Origin of the sequence: Pseudomonas sp. CFBP13509 (genome assembly GCF_005233485.1) — a bacterium.
GTDB classification, from domain to species: domain Bacteria; phylum Pseudomonadota; class Gammaproteobacteria; order Pseudomonadales; family Pseudomonadaceae; genus Aquipseudomonas; species Aquipseudomonas marginalis.
The window spans coordinates 20,193-44,370 of sequence record NZ_QGAA01000029.1; the positions used below are offsets into that span (position 1 = coordinate 20,193).

The 24,178-nt window shown below is 50.3% G+C and carries 21 protein-coding genes and 1 pseudogene; 7 read left to right on the forward strand and 15 right to left on the reverse strand.

All coding sequences use genetic code 11. The features are described 5' to 3' along the window. Positions 1-270 precede the first annotated feature (270 nt). Genes PspCFBP13509_RS29465 through PspCFBP13509_RS29495 form a run of 7 tightly spaced genes read left to right on the forward strand, consistent with a single transcriptional unit; the run spans position 271 to position 7,380 of the window. Positions 271-681, forward strand: coding sequence for a sugar 3,4-ketoisomerase (locus PspCFBP13509_RS29465; protein WP_065928100.1), 411 nt, complete (start codon positions 271-273; stop codon positions 679-681). After that, entirely contained in the window at positions 674-1,138 is a 465-nt protein-coding gene (locus tag PspCFBP13509_RS29470; RefSeq protein ID WP_083244956.1) for an acyltransferase, read from the forward strand. The genes PspCFBP13509_RS29465 and PspCFBP13509_RS29470 overlap by 8 nt, the downstream gene beginning before the upstream one ends. Next, positions 1,135-2,259, forward strand: a complete 1,125-nt coding sequence (locus PspCFBP13509_RS29475) for a DegT/DnrJ/EryC1/StrS family aminotransferase (RefSeq protein ID WP_065928101.1) — start codon at positions 1,135-1,137, stop codon at positions 2,257-2,259. The genes PspCFBP13509_RS29470 and PspCFBP13509_RS29475 overlap by 4 nt, the downstream gene beginning before the upstream one ends. A gap of 4 nt (positions 2,260-2,263) precedes the next feature. Next, positions 2,264-4,024, forward strand: coding sequence for an ABC transporter ATP-binding protein (locus tag PspCFBP13509_RS29480; RefSeq protein ID WP_065928102.1), 1,761 nt, complete (start codon positions 2,264-2,266; stop codon positions 4,022-4,024). 39 nt (positions 4,025-4,063) lie between these two features. Further along, a complete protein-coding gene (locus PspCFBP13509_RS29485) occupies positions 4,064-4,942 on the forward strand; it encodes a hypothetical protein (protein WP_065928103.1) in 879 nt (292 codons plus the stop codon). Further along, positions 4,935-5,978: a glycosyltransferase family A protein gene (locus tag PspCFBP13509_RS29490; RefSeq protein WP_137213069.1), complete on the forward strand. Its 1,044-nt coding sequence runs from the start codon at positions 4,935-4,937 to the stop codon at positions 5,976-5,978. The genes PspCFBP13509_RS29485 and PspCFBP13509_RS29490 overlap by 8 nt, the downstream gene beginning before the upstream one ends. A 52-nt stretch (positions 5,979-6,030) precedes the next feature. Next, positions 6,031-7,380: a hypothetical protein gene (locus tag PspCFBP13509_RS29495; RefSeq protein ID WP_137213070.1), complete on the forward strand. Its 1,350-nt coding sequence runs from the start codon at positions 6,031-6,033 to the stop codon at positions 7,378-7,380. 188 nt (positions 7,381-7,568) lie between these two features. On the opposite strand, the gene PspCFBP13509_RS29500 is transcribed toward PspCFBP13509_RS29495, so the two are convergent. The 15 genes and pseudogenes from PspCFBP13509_RS29500 to hisC form a co-directional block, all read right to left on the reverse strand. Then, entirely contained in the window at positions 7,569-8,525 is a 957-nt protein-coding gene (locus PspCFBP13509_RS29500) for a reverse transcriptase domain-containing protein (RefSeq protein ID WP_275113177.1), read from the reverse strand. Positions 8,526-8,635: 110 nt separating this feature from the next. Then, positions 8,636-8,773: pseudogene (locus PspCFBP13509_RS29510) on the reverse strand (IS66 family transposase); the annotation flags it as partial. 129 nt (positions 8,774-8,902) lie between these two features. Next, complete coding sequence (locus tag PspCFBP13509_RS29515; protein WP_065928107.1) at positions 8,903-10,924, reverse strand: polysaccharide biosynthesis protein; 2,022 nt, start codon at positions 10,922-10,924, stop codon at positions 8,903-8,905. 85 nt (positions 10,925-11,009) lie between these two features. Beyond that, positions 11,010-12,026, reverse strand: coding sequence for an MraY family glycosyltransferase (locus tag PspCFBP13509_RS29520; RefSeq protein ID WP_065928108.1), 1,017 nt, complete (start codon positions 12,024-12,026; stop codon positions 11,010-11,012). Positions 12,027-12,266: 240 nt separating this feature from the next. Beyond that, positions 12,267-13,463, reverse strand: a complete 1,197-nt coding sequence (locus PspCFBP13509_RS29525; protein WP_083244962.1) for a glycosyltransferase family 4 protein — start codon at positions 13,461-13,463, stop codon at positions 12,267-12,269. A 69-nt stretch (positions 13,464-13,532) separates the two neighbouring features. Continuing rightward, a complete protein-coding gene (gene wecB / locus PspCFBP13509_RS29530; protein ID WP_065928110.1) occupies positions 13,533-14,663 on the reverse strand; it encodes a non-hydrolyzing UDP-N-acetylglucosamine 2-epimerase in 1,131 nt (376 codons plus the stop codon). Between the two features lie 51 nt (positions 14,664-14,714). Then, positions 14,715-15,833 (reverse strand): UDP-2-acetamido-2,6-beta-L-arabino-hexul-4-ose reductase, encoded by a 1,119-nt coding sequence (gene wbjC / locus PspCFBP13509_RS29535; protein WP_065928111.1) that lies wholly within the window; start codon positions 15,831-15,833, stop codon positions 14,715-14,717. Positions 15,834-15,836: 3 nt separating this feature from the next. After that, the gene (locus tag PspCFBP13509_RS29540; RefSeq protein ID WP_065928112.1) at positions 15,837-16,871 is read right to left on the reverse strand and encodes a polysaccharide biosynthesis protein; all 1,035 of its coding nucleotides are present in this window, start codon (positions 16,869-16,871) and stop codon (positions 15,837-15,839) included. A 336-nt stretch (positions 16,872-17,207) separates the two neighbouring features. After that, on the reverse strand, positions 17,208-17,438 hold the full coding sequence (locus PspCFBP13509_RS29545) for a DUF1049 domain-containing protein (RefSeq protein WP_137213071.1): 231 nt from the start codon (positions 17,436-17,438) through the stop codon (positions 17,208-17,210). A gap of 26 nt (positions 17,439-17,464) precedes the next feature. Continuing rightward, positions 17,465-17,761, reverse strand: a complete 297-nt coding sequence (ihfB, locus tag PspCFBP13509_RS29550; protein ID WP_003218804.1) for an integration host factor subunit beta — start codon at positions 17,759-17,761, stop codon at positions 17,465-17,467. 130 nt (positions 17,762-17,891) lie between these two features. Further along, positions 17,892-18,176 (reverse strand): hypothetical protein, encoded by a 285-nt coding sequence (locus PspCFBP13509_RS29555; protein ID WP_027604176.1) that lies wholly within the window; start codon positions 18,174-18,176, stop codon positions 17,892-17,894. Positions 18,177-18,327: 151 nt separating this feature from the next. Beyond that, complete coding sequence (gene rpsA, locus PspCFBP13509_RS29560; RefSeq protein ID WP_027604177.1) at positions 18,328-20,013, reverse strand: 30S ribosomal protein S1; 1,686 nt, start codon at positions 20,011-20,013, stop codon at positions 18,328-18,330. Between the two features lie 120 nt (positions 20,014-20,133). Then, positions 20,134-20,823, reverse strand: a complete 690-nt coding sequence (cmk, locus tag PspCFBP13509_RS29565) for a (d)CMP kinase (RefSeq protein ID WP_003172653.1) — start codon at positions 20,821-20,823, stop codon at positions 20,134-20,136. After that, a complete protein-coding gene (locus PspCFBP13509_RS29570; RefSeq protein WP_065947448.1) occupies positions 20,820-23,030 on the reverse strand; it encodes a bifunctional prephenate dehydrogenase/3-phosphoshikimate 1-carboxyvinyltransferase in 2,211 nt (736 codons plus the stop codon). Before PspCFBP13509_RS29570 ends, cmk begins: the two co-directional genes overlap by 4 nt. Before the next feature lie 28 nt (positions 23,031-23,058). Continuing rightward, positions 23,059-24,171 (reverse strand): histidinol-phosphate transaminase, encoded by a 1,113-nt coding sequence (gene hisC / locus PspCFBP13509_RS29575; RefSeq protein ID WP_137213072.1) that lies wholly within the window; start codon positions 24,169-24,171, stop codon positions 23,059-23,061. Positions 24,172-24,178: the final 7 nt, after the last annotated feature.

The following is a 24,178-nucleotide window of genomic DNA, read 5'->3' on the forward strand; positions in this document are numbered from 1 at the left end:
CGGGTAAGCGATTCGCAGTTTTGCAGGTAACCTCCGGACCGCCTGGCCTCCCTCCTTCGCTGTTCCAGACACTAGGCTGCTGACGACGCCTTTAAACACTTGATAGAGGGGGCACGATAAGATGCAGCTGTAGGCTGTGGCAGAAAAATCCCGTGAATATCAACGCTGTTTGGCGTATTCTAGGAGCTTTTCAGCTTAGCTAGAAAATAACCGAATAACCGTTAGATGCATCTTTAAGATTTTTTCAAAGAAATATGAGGTTGGAAAAAGATGAGCTTGATCAAGTGGATTGATTTTCCCGGCCTGGGTGACGAAAGGGGGGAATTGGTAGCTCTCGAAATCGGCATGGAAAAGGCAATCCCTTTTGACATCAAGCGCGTCTATTATATCTATAGAACTGCTGAAGGTGTCAGCCGAGGATTTCACGCGCATCGCAGCTTGAAGCAAGTTGCCATCTGCGTAAAGGGCCGATTGAGAATGACTCTCGACAATGGCTTGGTTCGCGAAGCATGCTGGATGGATAACGCTACAAAAGGGTTATTGATCGAAAGCATGGTATGGCGGGAAATGTCCGATTTCAGCGATGACTGCATACTGCTAGTGCTGGCTAGTGAGCATTACGATGAGTCGGACTACATCCGGGATTATAATGATTTCGCAGAGAGCATAAAATATGCCTGAAATTCATGCTTTGGCAGATGTTAAAAGCCTCAATATAGGAAGTGATACACGAATATGGCAGTACAGCGTTATTTTCGAAGGCGCGATTATAGGTAGCAACTGTAATATATGCGCACACACGCTGGTAGAAAATGACGTTATTATTGGGAATAATGTCACTGTAAAATCAGGTGTTTTCTTATGGGAGGGTACCCGGATAGAAGACAATGTATTCATTGGCCCCAATGCCACATTTACTAATGACCCTTTTCCTAGATCGAAGTCTTTTCCCCGTATTTTCACGGGGGTCACCATCAAAAAAGGCGCCAGCATTGGAGCTAATGCAACACTGCTTCCTGGTATTACAGTGGGGAGCCAAGCAATGGTCGGCGCGGGCGCTGTTGTAACAAAGGACGTCCCAGACAGGGCCGTTGTGATAGGTAACCCTGCTAAAATTGTCAGGCATATTGATATATGATTAGCTTTCTCGATTTAAAGAAAATAAACGCCACAATGCGCGATGAGTTAGTTGAGTCTTGCACTCGAGTGATAGATTCTGGCTGGTATATTGGCGGTAAGGAACTGTCTGACTTCGAAAATGCATTCTCGGCCTATACCGGTAGTCGCCACTGTATCGGCGTCGCAAATGGTCTGGATGCACTGAATCTTACACTTCGTGCTTGGAAGGAATTGGGCAAACTCAAAGATGGCGATGAAGTTATTGTCCCTGCTAATACCTACATTGCAAGCGTTCTTGCCATAACCGAAAACCGACTGATACCAATTTTGGTGGAGCCGGATGCAGCCACTTTTAATCTGAAGCCCGAGTATGCAGCGGCTGCTATCACAGCTAGAACCCGAGTCATCATGGCGGTCCACTTGTATGGACAGCTTTGTGATATGCCGGCGTTGATGGGGCTGGCACATCGAAATAACCTTCTTGTGCTGGAAGACTCCGCCCAAGCTCACGGTGCTAGCCATGATGGCCGACAGGCCGGGAGTTGGGGACATGCATCGGGATTCAGCTTTTATCCAGGAAAAAACCTTGGTGCCTTAGGCGACGCGGGGGCCATCACTACCGATGATGACGAACTGGCGGATACGCTCAGAGCGTTGCGTAATTATGGCTCCCATGAGAAATACAAAAATCTATACCAAGGGGTAAACAGCCGCTTAGACGAAATTCAAGCGGCCATGCTGAGTGTCAAAATCAAGTATCTGGACGAGCAAACACAACAGCGTAGAAATGTGGCGCAAACTTACATGGATGGAATAAAAAATCCAAACATAGTATTACCGCTGCCGCCAGGTACCCGCGTCCAATCGCTGAAAGATCACGTATGGCATGTCTTTGTCGTCCAGTGTGACCGCCGTGATGAACTACAACGTTATCTGGCGGAGAAAGGAATCCAGACCATAATCCACTATCCTGTACCTGCGCATCAACAGCACGCTTACAGGGATTGGAACAACAAGTGCTACCCCATTACTGAAGCGATACATGCGCGAGTATTGAGCTTGCCAATAAGCCCTGTCATGACTCTATCAGAGACTGAACTTGTCATTGCAGCGGTCAACAATTTTTTGTGTGAAGAGTGAGTTGATGACCGCATCATTAATCCGACTTTGGAAGTGCCTGACGTTCAAGAGAAAGGTGCAACTATGTATAATTCTTTCTCTTATGATAGTGGCATCATTTGCCGAAGTCCTGAGTATCGGAGCGATAGTTCCTTTTCTTGCAGTGTTGATCAATCCAGCAAAAATAATGGATCAGCCACTGGCAAATAGCATGTTTACCGCACTAGGGGTTACCTCAGCGGATGGACTGCTGCTCCCTCTCACTATCATTTTTGCACTGGCCGCAATTTTTTCAGGCGTGAGCCGTTTTATCCTTATGTGGGCGCAGAATAGATTTAGTTCCGCAGTGGGCAGCGACCTGTCGGACGGAATATACAAGGCCGTCATTTATCAGCCCTATAGCATGCACTTGGCGAGAAATAGCAGTGAAGTCATCACGGCCATCTTCAACAAAGTTGACATGGTTGTACGTGAATTTCTATTCCCGGTGTTGACGATCGCCAGCTCAATTTTCATGATGCTGGCGATACTCGTGATTGTATTAGCGATCCAACCGGTAGTGGCCTTTTTGGCATTTTCTAGCTTTGGTGGCGTTTATCTTTCTGTCATTTTTATTACAAAAAAACAGCTTGGAAAAGACAGCCTTGAAGTCAGCTTAAGCTCAGACAAACTGCTGAAATTATTGAGTGAAAGTCTTGAGGGCATTCGCGACGTAATCATTGATTCATCGCAACGCGGCTATCGTAAAGATTTCAATGCTGCCGATTACAAATTACGTCGAGCAAAAGCCAATATTCAAATCATCGCGAACGCTCCACGCTATACGATTGAATCCTTTGGCATGCTAATGGTTGCTGTATTTGCATATTGGCTCTCGCAACAGCCGGGTGGGCTGCTAGCATCCATTCCAATGCTGGGCGCTCTTGCACTTGCTGCACAGCGGTTACTTCCAGTCCTGCAACAATCCTACGCAGCTTGGGCATGCATCAAGGGAGCACATGATTCTTTGCAGGACGTACTGAATCTTCTCCCTGAAGTGGACAACCAAACAGATGTAGAGGTGCCGAGAACTCCGTTACCTTTCGAGCAGTCTATATCACTAGACGCGGTTTCATTTCGCTACGGCCCAGACGCCCCCTGGGTGTTGCAGAACGTAAGGCTGAACATCCTCAAAGGCAGCCGTATCGGCATCATGGGTGCAACGGGTAGTGGCAAAAGCACAATGCTCGATATTTTGATGGGGTTATTGACGCCGAATGAAGGCGCTTTTCTAGTCGATGGTGTGGAAGTGACGGCAGCCAATAGCCGCAACTGGCAGGCCAATATAGCCCATGTACCGCAGCTCATATTTCTATCAGACGCGTCCGTGGCTGAAAATATTGCATTCGGAGTACCTTATTCGGACATCGACTTCGATCGCGTGCGTCGAGCAGCGGAGAAAGCTCAAATGTCGAGTGTTATCGAGTCTTGGACAAATGGTTATAATACTCAGGTGGGAGAACGGGGCGTTTTTCTGTCCGGAGGACAACGTCAGCGTATTGCGATAGCTCGGGCATTTTACAAAGAAGCCAAGGTTATCATTCTAGATGAAGCCACCAGCGCTCTTGATGGAAAAACCGAGTTAGAGGTAATGAAAGCAGTCGAGGGGCTTGGAAAAGAAATAACGCTTATTGTAATTGCTCATCGACTGAACACGCTTAAAGGTTGCGATACCGTGATCGAAGTAGAAAACGGAGTGATCGCAAAATCCGGCTCTTACAATTCGATACGCAGTTCTACCCAATAGCATTACAAATAAATTGCGCATCTAACAGGATATAAGTTCATGATATATAGTGCTCAACCCATCAAAAAAACCGACTGCACTATTATTATAAACTCTTGCGACAACTATGAGGACGTCTGGCCGCCCTTTTTTTATGCATTCAAAGCGATGTGGCCCGATTGCGAATGTAAGATAATTTTAAACACTGAGCACAAGAGTTTCAGATTCGATGGATTACAGATAGTCACTCTGAATCTGAATGTCAAAGAAGGAAAAAAACCATGGGGATGGCGACTCCGCAAAGCATTATCCTTAGTAGATACAGAATTCGTAGTTACTTTATTTGACGATTTCATCCTTGAAGCTCCAGTCAGTAAAAAAAAGCTAGCTGAATGCATATTCGACATGAAAAAAAACCCTGACATTGCAGTATTTTATTTTAATACTATTCCAGGCCCGAATGAGTTCGATGGTCATCATGATGGCTTTGAATTGGTAGGCAAGAGAAATGACTATCGACTGAACTCGGCCCCCGCCATCTGGCGAACTAAACGCCTAATGGACTTTACAGGAGAGTTAGATTCACCCTGGGCTTGGGAGTTTTTTGGCAGCGCAAGGACCTTCAAGGATAGCTGTCGCTTTTACTGCGCTCAAGCGGGCAAGGAAGATACATTTATCTATAATTATACGTTAGGCGGGGCTATACGCAGAGGAAAGTGGGTTTTGAGTGTGATTGCTCCCATTATAGAAAAATACAAGCTTTCTATAGATCTTGATCAAAGAGGCATTGCCAGTGAGTCATTATCAGACGGCAAATACGGCCTCAAATGGAAAATAGATTTCTTTCTGCTCGGTTTCAAAATGATTGGGATGGATGCTTTTATTTTTATCTACAGAACTCTAAACAGAAAGTTTTTAAAAGGTATGTCACGTGATTAAGAGTAAATTTACTTTTGCCATCCTGACGTTCAATCATGAGGCCTACATTATTGAACACCTTGAAAGCATTAGATTTTTGATTGAAAATTTTGGTTCAGCGTATGAATTTAATTTAATTGTAGCTGACGATGGCTCACGGGATCAGACTGTTGCACTGGCCAGTCGTTGGCTTTCTATACACGACAAACTCTTCACAGATATCAAAATTTTGGCTGATGGCACGAACAAAGGCACTTGTCTGAACTACACTAGGATATGGCCACTGATTGAAGGCGAGCGATTTAAAATAACTGCCGGCGATGACGTTTATGCATGCACAAATATATTTGAAGAAGTCGAACAGTTGAAGCATCACGATTTTTTTTCTGGATTACCACTATTGCTGATCGACGGTAAAATCCTTGAATCAAAATCGACCATCTTTCATATTTTAGCAACAGAAGTAATTTACCAAGGAAAGAAGTTTTTCGAACGCCTGAAAGGTGTCAGCAGCATTAACACTCCAAGCTTATTTTACAATAAAAAATTCTTGAAAGATAAGGAGCTTTCCTCCTTTATAAACAGCCACAGTGTCACTGAAGACTTCCCAATGATGGTAAAAATTGCAAACTCTTATCAGGACATTAGCTTCACACAATCAAAAAAAGTATACATATACTATAGACGAACATCTGGCTCAACCTACCTCATTAGAGGCTCAGACTTTGACGTAGACAAACTAAAGGTTTTTAGCTATATGCTTTCTTGCGAAAAGACCTGGCTGGGTAAGTATTTGCTAAGAAACAGGATTTACTGTTACAAAATCGACAATAGTTCTCTTAAAAAATTGCTTAATATTAGCTATTACACCTACCTTTTCAAAATCGCTGCGAACCTGCTTCCTCTTCTTAAAACTTACTCAGCGTCAGTACCGGAGCCAGAACCACATCAGGAGCATTACAACCTGATAGTCAGGCGAGCAAAGATGTTTTATAAAGATTGTATATCTCATGACGGTCATATAGTGGACTCATGCTCACGCACCAAGAACAAATGAGGCTATACACGCCTACATCTTATGTCAACGCATCTTGCCAAGGATCTGGAAAGTGAACAAAATAAAAGTTTATGCGCCGCTTTTTTTAGTTGAAGTATATTTACTACTGGGATTATGGCTGCTTTTCTATGGCCCCATCATATGGCCACTGCAAAACACTAGCGAGTTTTTAGGATTTATTTTTCTATACCATATCTTTTTTATAGGGGGCTATATAGTACAGAGTTTTTATTTCGCCAAAAAAATAAAAGTTAACAAAACGCCCCTAAAAATCCAAACTAAAAAAAACAAATTCACACATTACTTCTGGTTAATATTGGTCTTGGCGCTTGCGGCAAATATAGTTCAGCATAGAAACCTTACCCTTTCGCACTCATATATACCGAACGATTTTTTTTCCAACTTACATAGAGGATTGGTTGCGCCCTGGCAAGCTCGTGCCTTCTATGCATCTGACGCAGCAATGGATGGTTTTATAAATAACCCGCTGATAACTGCCAGCTTATTTTTTACCAGCGCATTCAAGTACATCCTGCTACCGGGCCTAGTATTTTATTGGCACACCTTGAGTACATTCCGTAAAATTGCCGGCGTTTTAATAGCAACCATCCCACTTTTGTCCGGAATCATTGCCAGCCTAAGCGCTATAAATTTTTCCTATTTTTTTATAATATCCATCTGTCTCGGCATCTTAGTAGTCTCGAATAAATCTTCCGGTGTTTTTTCCACGATTAAGCAACGAAAGTTTTTTACAATTTCTCTGGTGGCTATATTTTTCTTTTCTTTCTGGCAATTTTATAGTGTCAAGTCCGGACATTCACCCTATCAGGTCGCATTTGAAAATAGCGTCCCCGAGCGATTTGAGTATCTAAAAGACAAAGGAATTAGATTTAAGAGTGATGAGACAAATACAGAGAGGACTCACGCGACGGATCTTTACGAAAAGCTGACCATTTACATGGTACAGGGTTATTACGGAATGTCGATTGCACTGGATGAGGATTTCACCACATCCTTCGGTATCGGCCACTCTGTTTTCCTACAAAAAGCGTTTGCCGAGTATCTAGGTTTTGACATAAGAGACAGAACATTTCAACATAAAATAAGCGAACAATGGGATGAATTTGTTTACTGGCATTCTTTTTATAGCTACATAGCCAACGACGTGGGTTTTTTTGGCGTTGCCATAATAATGTTAATTCTTGGCGCCTATTTCTCATGGATTTATTTGTCAGCTATCATGTACGAAGATTTTTTCGCCCGTATGCTACTGCCTTTATTTGGCATACTATTTCTCTATATACCAGCAAACAACCAAGTATTTGGTTTCCTAGAAACTATGACTTCTTTTTGGGTCTTAACAGTATTATTTATTTTCTCAAGGCCGCGAGTAAGCCTCTAAGTAACCGTACGGTCAAGTCATCTCCCCAACCCCGCAAAGCCAAGAAATGGTGTGCACTTAAATTTAAGTGGGCACCAGTTCCAGCCTTTTAAACGGGTATTTCATACAGCCAACACGCCGTTCCTATTCCGGTCGCGGTAGGAATGGCAGTCACCTGCCACCCCCCGCACAGATCCGTACGTGCGGAATTACCGCATACGGCTCCTGCCTTGGGTTTTGACGCCGAAGCGGGTTATGGGATGCGGATGCATTGGTAGCTCTCTTGGATAGGGTATGAATAGCCGGGCCAATGTAGCCATGCGCTCCCAGTTCAGACGGTGCCGCTGACTTCGCCGTTTAAGAGCATGCCTCCACGCACCGATCACTTCACGGCGAAAGGCATCCAGTCGCCGTGTGTTACCGGGTACGTGATAGTAGTTGCAGTAACCTTTAAACAGACGGCTCAACCATTGTCCGATTACCGGGACAGGCTCATGCCTGCGCTTGTGTAACTGCGCCCGTATCTCCCTGATTGTCGTTCTCATGCGCTTGGCGATGGTCACGCGTCTAACCACAAACATCCCGTTCTTGGTTTTGTCACAGATATGCGTGAACCCGAGAAAATCGAAAGTTTCCGGTTTTCCTTCCCTGCGCTTCTTGTGATCTTCGATCGCGAACCAGCCAAACCGTAGCAAACGTGTTTTCTCTGGATGCAGTGTCAGGTTGAACTGGGCTAGTCGAGCCTCCAACGCCTGGCGAAAACTCCATGCATCTTCATGCTTTTCAAATCCAAGCACACTGTCGTCTGCGTATCGCACAGCAATCATCTGACCTCGTGCAGTACGCTCGCGCCATTGCCTGATCCACAAGTCCATCACGTAGTGCAGGTAGATGTTGGCAAGCAACGGTGAAATGGGCGCGCCTTGCGGCGTACCCTGCTTCGCAGGAATGCGCTTTCCATTTTCGAGAACACCTGTGCGCAGCCATCGAACTATCAGCGCTAACATTCGCCTATCCGCAATTCGGTGTTGCAGAAAGCACATCATCCATTCGTGATCGATGGTGTCAAAGAACGCTCGAATATCCACGTCCAATATCCAACGAACACGCGAATTCTGTATTCCTACCGATAACGCATCCAATGGAACGCCTGCCAACGGCGACATCGGTTGAAGATTACGAAGCCTTGCTGCCGTGGAACTGCGAACCTCGACTTCACGGCTGAACGCTCTGCCCATCTTTAGCCAGGTGGGGTTTATGGAGCGCTTACGCCGGTTTTTACCCACATCCAGGACTGACTGGTCGGCTCTCGATCAGGCTCTTTCATCACCTGGACGCGCGTTTCGTCGCAGTGGATTACGCGCCTTTCCAGCAGCCAGTCACGCATCGAGTTGAGCAGCGGTTGCAGGTGTTCGCCGGACGTTTACGCCTCTAATTGGGTATTGGTAGGCTTGGAAATGAGGGCGGCGTTCCGACTGGCTCTCAATCCCTGGTAACCTAGGGCACGCCTCCCGATGAGCTGAAGCGATTTGCTTGCTGTTACTCAGTTTTTATCACAGCGTGCCGATATTTTTTTTGAGGATTGTCGCTGAACATACATCCAGTCAACAATTTCGTCCTCAGGGCTGTATCCACTTACGATAGACTTCAGAATTTGTCTGATCAGAACATAATCATGAGCTTCGACGGCAATCAGCAAAACTGACAATTTTTCCTTCAATGCGTCCCATGTCAGAAACTCCTCGCTGGCTCGCATGATCATTGGATGACTGGTAGCGGCGACGTTATCGCCAATCAATAACTCCTCATATAGCTTTTCACCTGGACGCAGTCCGCTGAAATTGATCTTGATATCCCCACGCGGGTTTTTATCCGAGCGAACACTCAACCCCGAGAGGTGAATCATCTTTTCAGCTAGCTCAATAATCTTCACTGGCTCCCCCATGTCGAGGACGAATACATCACCGCCCTGCCCTAAAGAACCCGCTTGGATAACCAACTGTGCGGCCTCAGGAATAGTCATGAAATAACGGGTGATTTTCGGATGTGTAACAGTCAATGGACCACCAGCCTGGATCTGTTTATGAAACAACGGAATAACAGATCCTGAAGAACCCAGCACATTACCAAAACGCACCATCGTGAAGCGAGTTTTGTTTACACTGGATACATTCGAAGCATCTCCAAATAAAACAGGTGCCAGTTCCTTGCTCAATGCCTGCAACACCAACTCAGCCAAGCGCTTGGTACTCCCCATTACGTTAGTCGGTCGTACCGCTTTGTCGGTTGAAATTAGCACAAAGTTCTCAACACCAGCCTGCAATGCCGCCTGGGCTGTGTTGAGGGTGCCCATCAAATTATTGAGGATACCTTCTGCGATATTGTGTTCCACCATGGGAACATGTTTGTAAGCCGCAGCGTGGTAGACAGTATCAACCGACCAGAACTTCATGACGTCTAATAACCTGTTCTGGTTACGCACAGAGCCGAGAATAAACATAAGCCTGACGTTCAACGCCTCCGACTGGACACGCTGTTCGAGCTCTGACTGGATAGAGTAGAGATTGTATTCACTATGATCAAACAGCAGCAGATCGGTAGGGCCCAGCGTCAATATTTGCCGGCAAAGCTCCGATCCAATCGATCCCCCTGCACCGGTAACCATTACTACACGGTTCTTTATACATCTTTCCAATAGATCCTCTTGCGCAGGCACTGAGTCTCGACCTAGTAGATCGGCAATATCGACTTCCTGAATATCATCTACTTTGACACGACCGCTGGCTAAATCCATGAATCCAGGCACACTGCGCACATGCAGCGGATAGCCTTCCAGGTAACCAAGTATTTCTCTGCGTCGTGCCCGCGTAGATGAGGGGATGGCCAAGAGCAGCTCTTCTGCTCCAGTCTCGTCAATCATCCGTTGAATATGTCTGGGCTTGTATACCTGCAGTCCAGAGATGACGCGATCAGCTATGCTACTGTCATCATCAATAAAAGCTACGGGCCGCATCAACTTGCCCATACGCAGTGCTGCTACCAGTTGATTACCAGCAGCACCAGCACCATAGATGACCACCTTTGGCAAACCATCATCGCGGTTTGTAAAAGGTACATGTTGGACGGTAGTAAACCAGTCGCCAAGAAAGTATTGGCGCATTCCCAGACGTAGGCCACCAATGATTACCATGCTCAACCACCAATAGTTGAATACGATCGACCGTGGAACCAATGTCTGATGATTGCTGTACAGGTAAACCACCAGAGACAGTAACAATGATGATAGGCTCACTGCTTTGATAATGGCGATTAACGCATCATTGCCAAAATACCGCATCACGGCACGGTACATGCCAAAGTGAATAAAAAGTGGAATTGCTATAACTGGTGCACTGAGAAAAAGCCACAAATGAACAACGAAAGGGTTATTGAGATCCTCAAAACCCAGGCGTACGACAAACGCCAGCCAGAGCGCAACCCAGACCAGCACAATATCGGTGGCGACTTGCAAAAAGCGTTTTTGCCTACGCGGCAAACCCAATAAACGGGTGCGTAAATTATCCATATACCCTTTTTATACCTCGATCCCTATGACTGCCAGAAAAAACGGTGACGTCTACGTCCCGCGAGCTCCTTGAGCAAAGCAAAAATTATCCAGTTTTTTCCAACTCACCAGCATGAAACTTAATAGCCAGCAATATCAACGGGGCGTAGGCCAACAGAAAGCCCCAAAAGCCATCGAACCCTAATCCGACGCAAACGCCTATCGGTAGCAGCCAGAGTAGGTTAATGGCGGTCACCGCCAAAGTTACTGGCAAATGGCGTCCAGCTAGACGTGATGCATACTGATAGGCATGACTGCGATGCGCTTCGTATATCTTGTCTCCGCGCCACAACCGTCGCCAGAGGGTAAAGGTGGCATCAACAATAAATACCCCCAACAAAATCAGCCACACCCACAAAAACTCACTATCTACCCGAGCGGCTTGCAATGAAAGAGCACCAATCACAATACCTAGAAAGCCACTTCCCGCATCACCCATGAAAATACGCGCGGGAGGGAAATTCCAATACAGGAAACCAAGTACGGACAATGCCAGTAAAATAGGCGGCATGATGAGGTCTTCATGCCCCGTCAACCAGTACACCAAACATGCCCCCAAGCAGACACAAACGGCCTCTGCGCTGGCGATACCATCGATCCCATCCATAAAATTATACAGATTAAGCATCCAAACCAGATATACAGCCGCAAGTAAATGACCAAGCCAGCCAAGATCTACAGTGATACTCATCAGGGTGACAGGAGGCAACCCCCCCATCCAGAAAAGTGACCAAGCTGCCGCAAAAAAATGAGCTAAAAGGCGCCAACGCGCAGCTATATGCCCGTGATCATCGAGAAATCCAACCAACGCAATCAACGCACCGCTACCGAGCAAAGTTACAGTTACAGTCCAATTGACTGACCCGACGAACGCCATCAACACCAATGCCGTCAAATAGGTCAGAACAATCGCGACCCCGCCACCACGCGGTGTCGGCACAGAGTGCGAACTACGCCCGTTAGGTATGTCCATAAGGCTACGCGACAAGGCATAGCGTCGTAGCCCCCCCGTAGATAGAAGAGACCCTATCAGTACCACCGCGAATACTAACCAGATAACCATGTAAAAATAAGTTCCTGAAGCAGAATACGGACAAGTAAGGTCAAGCCCTATGGCTGTGCCTATTCAAGTTTGTAAGGTTATTCGAAGATTGCCTGACTATTTCCACCACTTGTTATTTTTTGGGCATGCCAAGTGTGTATGTAGCAAACTCCAGCAAAACTGGTCATCTCTTCGAAACACCAAAATTCAGCTATACCCCCGTCAAAAAAAACATACATACTGCGGGGCAGCGCTTTTCCATCATTTATCATCTCGTCTTAAAGTGGCAGTTCTGAAAAGAGCCTCAAGACGCTCGAACAACATCGTCTTTGAAAAATGTTCAAGGTAGTAACGCCGACCGGACTGGCCCATCCCCTCAAGCTCTCGCACAGGCAAAGCGCTCATCTTCCGTACGATTTCAGCCAACCCTTGGGCATTTCCGGAGCTACAAGCCATTCCAGCTGCAGACTCGACGACAACTCTGGCAGCCTCACCATCGATCATTGCGATGATGGGCTTACCCGATGCAAGATAGGCCTGAACTTTGCCCGGAATCGTTTTTTCAAAAACCTCATTGGTCTTCAAAGACACCAGCAGCGCGTCTGCTGCGGCAAAAAGCGCGGGCATTTTCTCCAGTGGATGTCTTCCCAGCAGCAGAACATTATCCATCTTGTGTTCTGCTACCTGTTCGATCAGCCACTCGCTGGCGCGGCCGCTCCCCACAATCACCCAGCGCACAGGCAATTCCGCGCGGGTCGCTTTGACCGCTTCTAGAATGGTTGGAAAGTCCTGTGCCTCACCAAGATTGCCAGCGAACAGGATGGTGAAGACTGAGTCATCGCGGGGCAATAGATCAGAAGTGGCTTGAAGATCACCTGAAAAATCATCCTCGGCCCAACTAGGGAAGTACACAAGCCGGTCGATTGAAATTGAACGAGTGCAATAACTTCTGACATTGTCGTCAAATGAGCGCGACTGCAGCAATAGATAATCGGCACGATTATAGATCCAAGACACCATCTTGCCCACCAAACGGAGCAACGTAGGGTTCTTGGTAAACCCCACAGCACTTAAGGACTCAGGCCACAAATCAAGAATCCATACAAACACCGGTGCCTTCTTCAGTCGTCCAAGTAGCAAAGCTGGAATAGTGACCATGATAGGAGAGACCGCAAACACAAAAATTGAGTCGAATGACTGCCCTCTTAGCTTATAGCTTCCGATAGTCGAGGCACTTATAAAAAACGAGAGATAGTTTAGGGCCAGCGTAACACTTCGCTTTCCCCTGGATATTATCGGCACCCGAATAATTCGTGCACCGTTATACGTGGAGAACTGCGCAGGCTCACTCAGAAAATCCGCATAAATTTTTCCTTCCGGATAGTTAGGTAAGCCCGTGAGCACCGTAACCTCATGCCCCTTGGATACAAAACCTTGGACCATATTATTGATGCGCATGTTTTCAGGCCAAAAATACTGGGTAACCACCAATATTTTTAGCGGCTTTTCCTGCCCGAGCCTTTCCAATCAATATTGCTTCCATACAGTACGCATTACATAGTCACGATAGCTATGGATGATCCTAACCACCTTCTCGGCAACATTTGGCATGCTATAGTCCGCCACAAGTCGCAGCGTTCGTTGCTGCCTCGTTGCCTGGCTTTCCAATAACTGCAGACCTTGCATGACACGCTCAACTTCCAGACCAACCATCATGACGGCAGCCTCCTCCATTCCCTCAGGACGCTCATGTGCCTCACGGATATTAAGCGCCGGAAAATCAAGAATAGATGACTCTTCATTAATCGTGCCGCTATCCGACAAAACCGACTTGGAAGTCAGCTGCAACTTGTTGTAATCCTTGAAACCTAATGGTTTGAGAAGCTGTACATTCTTGTGAAATTTTACCCCCATGACATCTACGCGTTTTTGCGTGCGAGGGTGAGTACTCACAATAACCGGAAAGTCATAATGTGCGGCGACGGTATTGAGTACGTCGACCAACTTCAGAAAGTTTTTGTCTGAGTCAATATTCTCTTCGCGATGAGCGCTCACGACAAAAAACTTTCCAGCCTCCAATCCGAGCCTCTTCAGCACATCAGACGCTTCGATACCGTCCCGATAATAATTGAGCACTTCAAACATTGGACTACCGGTCTTGATAACCATGTCTGGCGGCAGGCCTTCACGCAGCAAGTAATCGCGTGCGATGCTGCTGTAGGTAAGATTTATGTCTGCAGTATGATCGACAATGCGACGATTGATCTCTTCCGGAACGCGCATATCGAAACAGCGATTACCAGCCTCCATGTGAAAAGTCGGAATTCTTCGACGTTTTGCCGGAATGACTGCCATACAACTATTGGTATCACCGAGCACTAACAATGCTTCTGGCTTAACGTCCTCCAGCACTCGATCTACTGCAATGATAACGTTACCTATGGTTTGGGCGCCACTGACGCCTGCTGCGTTTAAAAAGTAGTCGGGTGTACGAATACCAAGATCTCGGAAAAAAATCTCGTTCAATTCGTAATCATAATTCTGTCCGGTGTGCACCAGAATGTGATCACAATGCTTGTCCAACTCGGCCATCACGCGCGATAAACGGATGATTTCCGGACGGGTGCCTACAACTGTGACTACTTTCAGTTTTTTCATCTCAACACTCTTTCCAGAATCATTAACATCGGGTTTGTGCCTCTTGGACGCTCAGGCATGAGTTCCTACGGGCCTTGCAAAAGTATCCGGCCGCTCCCGGTCGAAAATCTCATTCGCCCACAACATTACGATCATTTCTTCCTCACCAACATTGGTAATATCGTGAGTCCAACCTGGTACCGTTTCCACGACCTGCGGGCGATCACCATGGGTAACCAATTCGTAAAACTCACCAGAAACTATATGACGAAAGCGGAAGCAGGCATTCCCTTTGATTACCAGAAACTTTTCTGTCTTGCTGTGATGATAATGCCCGCCGCGCGTGATACCAGGATGAGCGGTGAAATAAGAAAATTGACCACTGTCTTTGGTCTTGAGCATTTCTACAAAAACACCACGTGGGTCGCCATGCTTATGCAACTCATAAGTAAACTGCTCAACGGGCAGGTAACTGACATAAGTCGAATAAAGTGCACGTGTTAGTCCCGCACCAACAGCTTCACTGATCAGTGAGTCACGACTTTCGCGAAAGGCGAGCAATTGGTCAGCCAAATCACCCACAGTGATGCTATATATGGGATGTACTTGGGCAACATACTCGACAGATGATCCTGCGTTCATAGCTCTAATGAAGCAATCGACAACATCGTCAATATAAACCAAGTTGACCAGTGCATTCCTGTCATTGACCTGGATTGGCAAGCCTCGAGTGATGTTGTGACAGAACGTTGCGACAGCCGAGTTATAATTCGGGCGTGCCCACTTACCAAATACATTAGGCAAGCGCAAGATCTCAACCTTAGAACCAAGGCTCGCCTGCAACTCTAGCAATGCCTGCTCGGCGGCCAACTTGCTTGCGCCGTAGGGGTTAGCCTGGTCGGCTTGGGTAGACGAGGCATAGAGTACTGGGATGGACCTGCCGCTCGACTTAATTGCTTCGCAAAGCGAAACAGTCAAGTCGGTATTGCCCACCTTAAACTCGTCAGATGACTGCGGTCGATTGACCCCAGCCAAATGGAAAATAAAATCACAATCAGCCACCAAAGCGGGCAACTCAGTGATACTGTTTTCGCGAGAGAAGGAGAGAACTTGAACATCCTTGCGCTCCTCCAAGTGCGAGATAAGGTTCTTACCGACAAAACCGTTGGCGCCAGTGATAAGGACCTTCATCGCTCACTCCTCCGGCGTGGCTTGCTCGCCACGCTGGATTGCCTGCATGAACTCAAGCTTAAGCAAAAGACGCTGCATACCAGCCACATCCAGTCTTTCTGTATTGTGAGAGTTGTAATCTTCTGTACGGGAGATTTTCTCTTCACCAAGCTCCACGAACTTGGAGTAGTTCAGATCCCGCAAGTCTGGCGGCACGCGATAATAGTTACCCTTATCTTCGGCACACGCCATCTCTTCCCGACTCAGCAAAGCCTCAAAAAGCTTCTCGCCATGACGAGTACCAATTATCTGAATAGGGTGCTCAGGTTTACCCATCATTGAGGTCAAAGCCCGAGCCAAGGTTTCAACCGTTGCTGCAGGCGCTTTCTGTACGAAAAGATCACCATTACGACCATGCTCGAAAGCGTACAACACCAGGTCGACGGCATCTGCGAGCGTCATCATAAACCGACTCATATTCGGATCCGTCAACGTCAAGGATTGCCCTGCACGAATTTGTTCGATGAACAGCGGGATCACTGAGCCGCGGGATGCCATGACATTACCGTAGCGGGTGCCGCAGATAACGGTTTTTTCGTCGTCTACATTGCGAGACTTGGCCACCATCACTTTTTCCATCATCGCCTTGGAAATACCCATGGCGTTGATAGGATAGACAGCTTTGTCAGTACTCAAGCAGACCAAGCGCTTGACTGCATTTTGGATTGCGGCCTCAAGCACGTTCTCGGTGCCGATGACGTTTGTCTTGACGGCTTCCATCGGATGAAATTCACAGGAGGGAACCTGCTTCAGCGCTGCGGCGTGAAATATATAGTCGACGCCACGGGTAGCGTTAAGCACGCTCTGATAATCGCGGACGTCGCCGATGTAGAATTTCAGCTTGGCGTTCGTGTAGCGCTTGCGCATATCATCCTGCTTCTTCTCATCACGACTGAAGATGCGAATTTCAGCGATATCAGTATGGAGGAAGCGTTTAAGCACTGCATTCCCGAATGAACCGGTACCACCAGTGATAAGAAGCGTTTTTCCGCTGAACATAATGTGTCCTATGCAACGCGCACCACACGACAAGCTTCTAGCAACCTCAATACGTGCAGTCCATAAGCTTACAAGCCCATAGAAAATGCCTAACGGTGAAAGGCTCAAGGAACACGTCGAAGTTTGCTAGCCTACAGCCTGAAAAATCAGCTATGTGCAGTGCAGTGCAGTTGAAGATGAGGTTATTGAAATTGGGGGCTATTCTAAGCGCTGCACTCCCAAAGTCAAAAGCGAACGCAAATATGAGGGCAAACAGCATGGATCAACTGTTAAAACGGAGCAAACGCCGTCGATTACATAGACTGTAAATCTCCCCCCTACTACGTGAAAGCCAGATTAGGCTTTTCGGCCAAGGCGTCTTGAGCCTATTAACAACCCTAGCGCAGGCCCAACCATCATCCCCACGATTAATGACAGGGTCACAAAAACTGAAATCGGAAGCTCGACTGTAGACCAACCAAAAAACAACAGCGACGCAGCTTGCTGATTTTCCAGCACAAAGGCCAACACAAAAAATACGAAAAATAAGACAACCACAGCCAAAATAATTCGCTTGAATCTGTGCATACTCCGCCCCTCCAAGCTAAATCAATTTAAACCCCTTCTTCCTCATCCTCATTCACCCGATCCCGCAATTCCTTCCCCGGCTTGAAATGAGGCACAAATTTCCCATCCAGGCTCACCGACTGCCCAGTCTTAGGATTCCGCCCTACCCTTGGCGCGCGGTAGTGCAGCGAAAAACTGCCAAACCCACGGATCTCAATTCGATCCCCGGTCGCGAGGCACTGGGACATTTGCTCAAGCATGGTCTTGATAGCCAGCTCCACATCCTTGGATGAAAGCAGCCCTTGATGGGTGACAATTCGTTCGATCAACTCCGACTTCGTCATATTTTTCCCTTCTTTTTCAAGCAGCTAGGAAAAGCGCTTCGAAGGTTTTAGCATGACTTGATGAATTTGAACAGCCCATCTACCAACTTATCTGCCGTTTGAATAACGCCGCCATGAGCGACCCACACTCTCAATTGCAGATCACGAGCATGGTACGAGTGACCGCTCCTGCAGGGTTCCAACCGAACAAGTAATCACCCTCTTCGTCCTTGGCGTCGCTGGACCTGGTGATGACCTTATAGCCCTGCATCCTGCATTCGCGGGCGGCGCGTTTTTCGCACTTATCCCAGTTGTTGCCCAACCCCGAGCAATCGACCTCAATGCCGCTGACACCGCGCCTCGCGTGAGTTTTGGCGCTGGTAACGGAACAGCCTGCAAGCATTACTACTGCGAACACCACGATAAGCCTGTTCATCGAAATTCTTAAAAACACGGGAGCGCCTTTATCAATACTCTATTCAGCTCTGACACCAAGGCGTCTGCCTTGGTTCTTGCGTGTTGATTCAGCGAATTTCAGGCACAAAAAAGGGCGACCGAAGTCGCCCTTTTTTACAGCCTTACAGAACTTAGTTCTGTTTAGCCATTGCTTCGCGCAGCAGGGAGGCCATGGTGGTCTCGCCTGTTGCAGCTTCCGGAGCCGATTTCAGGCTCTGGATGGCTTCTTTCTCTTCCACTTCGTCTTTCGACTTGATGGACAGCTGGATCACGCGGCTCTTGCGATCGACGCTGATGATCTTGGCTTCTACTTCCTGGCCTTCTTTCAGAACGTTGCGCGCGTCTTCAACGCGGTCACGGCTGATTTCGGAGGCTTTCAGAGTCGCTTCGATATCGTCGGCCAGAACGATGATGGCGCCTTTGGCGTCAACTTCTTTCACAGTGCCTTTAACGATTGCGCCTTTGTCGTTCTCTTGAACGTACTCGGAGAACGGATCGCTTTCCAGTTGCTTGATACCCAGGGAGATGCGCTCGCGCTCTGGGTCAACCGACAGGATAACGGTGTCCAGCTCGTCGCCCTTCTTGAAACGACGAACAGCTTCTTCGCCAACTTCGTTCCAGGAGATGTCGGACAGGTGAACCAGGCCGTCGATGCCGCCGTCCAGACCAATGAAGATACCGAAATCGGTGATCGACTTGATGGTGCCGGAGATTTTATCGCCCTTGTTGAACTGGCCAGAGAAATCTTCCCATGGGTTAGATTTGCACTGCTTGATGCCCAGGGAGATACGACGACGCTCTTCGTCGATGTCCAGAACCATGACTTCCACTTCGTCGCCGACTTGTACGACTTTCGAAGGGTGGATGTTCTTGTTGGTCCAGTCCATTTCGGAAACGTGTACCAGGCCTTCAACGCCTTCTTCCAGCTCAGCGAAGCAGCCGTAGTCGGTCAGGTTGGTAACACGCGCGGTGACGCGAGTGCTTTCTGGGTAACGGGCTTTGATAGCAACCCATGGATCTTCACCCAGTTGCTTCAGGCCCAGGGAAACACGGTTGCGCTCGCGATCGTATTTCAGAACCTTGACATCGATCTCGTCGCCAACATTGACGATTTCGGAAGGATGCTTGATACGCTTCCAAGCCATGTCGGTAATGTGCAGCAGGCCATCGACGCCACCCAGATCGACGAATGCGCCGTAATCGGTGAGGTTCTTGACGATACCTTTGACTTGTTGGCCTTCCTGCAGGGATTCCAGCAGAGCTTCACGCTCGGCGGAGTTCTCTGCTTCCAGGACGCTGCGACGGGAAACGACAACGTTGTTGCGCTTCTGGTCGAGCTTGATGACCTTGAATTCGAGTTCCTTGCCTTCCAGGTGCGTGGTGTCGCGCACAGGACGAACGTCGACCAAAGAACCTGGCAGGAACGCACGGATGCCGTTAACGTCGACAGTGAAGCCGCCTTTAACCTTACCGTTGATAACGCCCTTGACCACTTCTTCAGCTGCGAAGGCTGCTTCGAGAACAATCCAGCATTCAGCGCGCTTGGCTTTTTCACGGGACAGCTTGGTTTCACCGAAACCGTCTTCAACCGAGTCCAGAGCAACGTGAACTTCGTCACCGACATTGATTGTCAGATCACCAGCATCGTTGTAGAACTGTTCCAGCGGGATCAGAGCTTCAGACTTCAGACCAGCGTGAACGGTTACCCAGCGAGCTTGGTAATCGATATCAACGATAACACCGGTGATGATGGAGCCTGCCTGAAGGTTCAGGGTTTTTAGGCTTTCTTCAAAGAGTTCCGCAAAGCTTTCGCTCATTTTAATTCCTGTTGATAAGGGCGAAGAATACGCCCATCTCCACACCCCAGACGGTGTGGGTCAGTTTCAGTTAAAAGAAGCCACCGCAGGACTATGACTGGTCCCCTGCGGCCTTCTTGATCACCCGGCGATATCGCGAATGGCGATTTCACTCAAGATGCGTTCCAGCACCTGCTCGATGGACAACTCCGTGGAATCCAGCTGTATGGCATCAGCCGCCGGCTTGAGCGGGGCTACTGCGCGCTGGGTATCACGCTCATCGCGTGCACGGATCTCATCTAGCAGACTCGACAGACTAACACCATCGACTTTGCCCTTCAACTGCAAGTAGCGGCGGCGAGCCCGCTCCTCGGCGCTGGCGGTCAGGAAAATCTTCAGCGGCGCCTCGGGAAACACCACCGTGCCCATGTCGCGGCCATCGGCCACCAGCCCCGGCGGCTCCTGGAAAGCCCGCTGACGCTGCAACAGCGCATCACGCACCGCAGGCAGCGCGGCAACCTGGGAGGCCCAGGAGCCGACCTGCTCGTTACGCAGGTCATCGGTCACATCGTCCCCTTCCAGGATGATGCGCTGGGGATGACCTTCCGTCGCGCCGACGAACTGCACATCGAGGTGCGCGGCCAGCAGCTTCAGGGATTCTTCGTTGGTCAGGTCGACGCCATGGTTGCGTGCGGCAAACGCCAGCAGGCGGTACAACGCGCCGGAATCCAGCAGGCACCAGCCCAGGCGCTTGGCCAGGATGCCGGCGATCGTGCCTTTGCCCGAGCCGCTTGGCCCGTCGATGGTAATCACCGGTGCTTTGATATTCACAATTGAGCCTCTTGGGCAACACGGATGCCGACTTGGGCACACAGTGTAAGAAAGTTCGGAAAAGACGTAGCAACATTGGCGCAGTCATGGATACGAATCGGCGCAGCCGCCCGCAGGGAAGCCACGCTGAAGGCCATGGCAATCCGGTGATCGCCATGGGCATGGACTTCACCACCGCCCATCAGGCCACCGTCAATGATAATCCCATCGGCGGTCGGTTCACACTTCACTCCCAACACCTGCAGACCGTCGGCCATGACCTGGATACGGTCGGACTCCTTAACACGCAACTCTTCGGCGCCCCGCAAAATGGTCCGGCCTTCAGCGCAGGCGGCCGCGACGAACAACACCGGGAATTCATCAATAGCCAGGGGCACCAGCGCTTCTGGAATCTCGATACCCTTCAATACAGCTGCCCGCACCCGCAGGTCAGCGACAGGCTCGCCACCCACTTCGCGCGGGTTTTCCAAGGTGATATCGGCCCCCATCAACCGCAGGATATCGATCACCCCGGTGCGGGTCGGGTTGATGCCGACATGCTCCAGCAACAACTCGGAGCCCGCGGCAATCGAAGCCGCCACCAGGAAGAATGCCGAAGAGGAGATGTCCCCCGGCACTTCAATATGGGCAGCCGTCAGTACATGACCCGATTCCACCGATGCGGTAGCGCCTTCCACCGCAACCGGGTAACCAAAACCGCGCAACATACGCTCGGTATGGTCACGGGTCGGCGCAGGCTCGGTCACTGCGGTTTGACCTTCGGCATACAGCCCCGCCAGCAACAGACAGGATTTGACCTGGGCACTGGCCATCGGCATTGCATAGCTCATGCCTTTGAGCGCCTGGCCGCCACGAATGGTCAGCGGCGGACGCCCTTCCGGCCCGGTCTCGATCACCGCACCCATGTCCCGCAATGGCTTGGCCACGCGGTTCATCGGGCGCTTGGACAGGGAAGCATCGCCGGTCAACACGCTGTCAAAGCGTTGTGCCGCCAACAAACCGGACAGCAGGCGCATGGACGTACCGGAATTACCCAGGTAGATCGGCCCAGGCGCCGGCTTCAAGCCGTGCAAGCCCACACCATGAATGGTCACGCGCCCATGGTGCGGCCCCTCAATCACCACGCCCATGTCGCGAAACGCCTGCAGGGTCGCCAGGGCGTCTTCACCCTCAAGGAACCCTTCCACCTCCGTCACGCCCTCGGCCAACGAGCCGAGCATGATCGAGCGATGGGAGATCGACTTGTCACCCGGCACCCGGAGACGCCCGCTCAAGCGGCCGCCCGGGTTGGCGAGGAAGGTCAGGTCATCGGCGTTCACAGCGGTTTCCATATAGGCCCGGCGAGCCAGGATCTTGCTGAAATGCTCACGCGCCACACGCGCACGGGTGAACACGCCCAATAATTGATGGCCATCCCCGGCATCGACCGCGTCGCGCAAGGCGTCGAGGTCACTGCGGAAGGTGTCCAGGGTGCGCAACACCGCTTCGCGATTGGCGAGAAAGATGTCGTGCCACATCACCGGATCGCTGCCGGCAATCCGCGTGAAATCGCGGAAGCCACCGGCGGCGTAACGGAAAATCTCGAGGTTTTCGTTGCGCTTGGCCAGGGAGTCCACCAGGCCGAATGCCAACAGATGGGGCAAATGGCTGGTCGCCGCCAGCACTTCGTCGTGGCGCTCGACCTGCATATGTTCCACATCCGCCCCCAGCTCACGCCAGAGACGATCCACCACGGCCAGCGCGGCCGGATCGGTTTGCTCCAGCGGCGTCAGGATCACTTTATGGCGGCGGAACAGCTGCGCATTGGACGCTTCCACCCCGCTCTGCTCGGAACCGGCAATCGGATGGCCCGGCACAAAACGCGACGGCATGCCGCCAAAAGCCTGTTGCGCGGCCCGCACCACATTGCCCTTGGCACTGCCGACGTCGGTCAGGATCGCCTGGCCCAGGTCCATGCCGGCCAATACCGCCAGCAGTTTCTCCATGGCCAGGATCGGCACAGCGAGCTGGATGACGTCAGCCCCCTGGCACGCCAGCGCCAAGTCCGCCTCGCAGCGATCCACCACACCCAACTCCACCGCCAGCTTGCGCGATTGCGGGTCCAGGTCCACACCGACTACTTCGCCGCACAGCCCGCTTTCGCGCAGGCCTTTGGCGAAGGAGCCACCGATCAAGCCCAGGCCGACCACCACCAGGCGACCGATCATAGGCACGGCAGGTTGCAATGCAGTGACATCAACCACGAGCCAGGACCTTGGCCAGCGCCTCCAGGAAGCGGCTGTTTTCAGCCGGCAAGCCGATGGTGATCCGCAGGTGGTTCGGCATGCCGTAGTTGGCCACCGGCCGCACGATCACACCTTCGCGCAGCAGCCCCTGGAATACCGGGGCGGCCACTTGACCAAGGTCGACACAGATGAAGTTGCCCTTGGAGGGAATCCAGCCCAGGCCCAACGCACGGAAGCCATCCTGCAACTGCAGCATGCCGCTTGCGTTGATGCGGCGACCTTCTTCCAGGTACTCGGCATCCTTCACCGCCGCACAGGCTGCCGCCAGGGCGAGGCTGTTGACGTTGAACGGTTGGCGCACGCGGTTCAGCACATCGGCCACCACCGCTGTCGACAAGCCATAGCCAACCCGCAGCGAGGCCAGGCCATAGGCCTTGGAGAAGGTGCGCGACACCAGCAGGTTCGGGTAGGCCGCCAGGAAATCCAGGCCGTTCGGCAGGTCGCTGCCTTCGGCGTACTCGATGTAGGCCTCGTCCAACACCACCAGTACATGCTCAGGCACGTCCTGCAGGAAGTCGTTCAGCGCCTGCGCATCGAACCAGGTGCCGGTCGGGTTGTTCGGGTTGGCGATAAACACGACGCGGGTCTGGGCGTCGATGGCGGCCAGCATGGCCGGCAGGTCATGGCCCCAGTCCTTGGCAGGAATCACACGGGCGTCGGCACCGACCGCCTGGGTGACGATCGGGTAGACCGCAAACGCGTGCTCGCTGAACACGGCGTTCAGGCCCGGCGCCAGGTAGGCACGCCCGACTAGCTCGAGTATGTCATTGGAACCGTTGCCCAGGGTGACCTGGTTCAGCTCGACCCGGCATGTTTCTGCCAACAGGGACTTGAGGGCGAAGCCATTGCCGTCCGGATAACGGGTCAGCTCGGCCAACTCTTCGCGAATCGCCGCCAATACCCTGGGGCTTGGGCCCAGTGGATTCTCGTTACTCGCCAGCTTGACGATCTTGGAGGGGTCCAGGTTCAACTCACGCGCCAGCTCGTCCACAGGCTTGCCCGGAACGTAAGGCGACAGTTGTTGCACGCCCGGCTGGGCCAGGGCGAGGAAGTTGCCACTCATGTTAAAG